The organism is Mesorhizobium sp. M7A.F.Ca.AU.002.02.1.1 (genome assembly GCF_003998535.1).
Lineage (GTDB): Bacteria > Pseudomonadota > Alphaproteobacteria > Rhizobiales > Rhizobiaceae > Mesorhizobium > Mesorhizobium ciceri.
In genome coordinates this window covers 1-1,905 of the sequence record NZ_RZPB01000974.1, presented here as the reverse complement: position 1 = coordinate 1,905, position 1,905 = coordinate 1, and the positions used below count along the sequence as shown (strand labels likewise).

Here is a 1,905-nt window from a genome sequence, read left to right as displayed (position 1 = left end):
GAACAGAGCCGGGCATCGGCCCCTCCTCGCGCTGGTATCCGAGGATGGTCAGGGCGATGTCCCAGGCCATGATCAGGGCGCCGGAGAGATACATTGCCCCGCCAATGGCGCGCATGAGATAGTAGGGATGCATGGCGGCCACGGTTTCGGCGAAGGAATAGACCAGGAAGCCCTGCTCGTCGTATTCACGCCACATCAGGCCCTGCATGACGCCGGAAACCCACATGACGGCGGCGTAGACAACGATCCCCAGGGTCGCCAGCCAGAAGTGCCAGGTGACGAGCCTCAGCGAGTAGAGCCGCTCACGGTTCCAGAGCTTCGGCACCATGAAGTAGATTGCGCCGAACGAGATCATGCCGACCCAGCCGAGCGCACCGGAGTGCACGTGGCCAATGGTCCAGTCGGTGTAATGCGACAGCGAGTTGACCGTCTTGATCGACATCATCGGACCTTCGAAGGTCGACATGCCGTAGAAGGCGATGGCCATCACCATCATACGGATGATGGGGTCTGTGCGCAGCTTGTCCCAGGCGCCGGACAGCGTCATCAGGCCGTTGATCATGCCACCCCATGACGGCATCCACAGCATGATCGAGAACACCATGCCGAGCGTCTGCGCCCAATCGGGCAGGGCGGTGTAGTGCAGGTGATGCGGCCCGGCCCAGATGTAGAGAAAGATGATCGCCCAGAAATGGATGATCGACAGCCGATAGGAATAGACCGGCCGGTTCGCCTGCTTGGGCACGAAGTAATACATCATGCCGAGGAAGCCGGCAGTGAGGAAGAAGCCGACGGCGTTGTGGCCATACCACCATTGCGTCAGGGCGTCCTGGACCCCGGAAAAGGCGGAGTAACTCTTTGAGCCCAGGAACGAGGCCGGCATCGACAGGTTGTTGATCACATGCAGCATCGCGATGGTCACGATGAAGGAGAGGTAAAACCAGTTGGCGACGTAGATGTGCGGTTCCTTGCGCTTGAAGATCGTGCCAAGGAACAAGATCAGATAGGCGACCCAGACGATGGTCAGCCAGATGTCCACGTACCATTCGGGTTCGGCGTATTCCCGGCTCTCGGTGATGCCGAGCAGATAGCCGGTCGCGGCCATGACAATGAAAAGCTGGTAACCCCAGAACACGAACCAGGCGAGATCGCCGCCGAACAGGCGCGCGCGACAGGTGCGTTGCACGACGTACAATGACGTGCAAAGCAATGCGTTGCCGCCGAATGCGAAGACCACTCCGGACGTATGCAGCGGCCGCAAACGGCCGAAGTTGAACCAGGGCTGGATGTTGAGATCGGGGTAGGCAAGCTGCAGCGCGATGACCACGCCGACAAGCATGCCGACGACACCCCAGAACATGGTGGCGATGGCGCCGTAGCGGATTGGACCATCCATGTAAGCGGATGGGTCAATCGGAGCGGCCACCTCGAAATTCGTGTTGCGGATGAGGATGGCGACAAAACCAAGCAACACAAAAAACAGCACCCACATATGCTGTCGAAAGGGCTGGTCCACGCCGAAGCCCGCGGCCACCAGGGCTGCAAATGTGAAAAGGCTCAAAACGAAGATTTGCGTGCCGAACTTCATGAGCTATCCCCGACCTCGGATTCCGATGCGCGGACGCCAATCCGCATAGACACCAATTCAGCAGTCGCGTTGTCGCCGCCTTGATCCATGTCAAAGCCCAGCCCCTTCTGAGTGGGCAGCGTGGTCTTGCACTCGGAGGCCGCCCTTGAGCCGGAAGAAGGGGCTGGGATCGTCGCTGTTCGAAGCAGGCGATGAAAATCCCGCACCGACTGATCGATCCAGCAGGGAAGTGGTCCAGCCGCGGTGATGAAGCGCGCGCACAGGGAAAAGCTGCAGCTCTGCGACGCCCTGGAAAGAATGGCGGGCGCCTTGCCCGG

General features: G+C 60.1%; 2 protein-coding genes. Both read right to left on the bottom strand.

The genetic code is table 11. The annotated features are described in order from the left end of the window. Positions 1-1,588: cytochrome-c oxidase, cbb3-type subunit I (gene ccoN / locus EN879_RS33950; RefSeq protein WP_127274615.1), on the bottom strand; the 1,588-nt coding region annotated here is incomplete at its 3' end. Continuing rightward, a partial coding sequence (locus tag EN879_RS39565; protein ID WP_206521062.1) for a hypothetical protein occupies positions 1,585-1,905 on the bottom strand: 321 nt, incomplete at its 5' end. The genes ccoN and EN879_RS39565, both read right to left, overlap by 4 nt.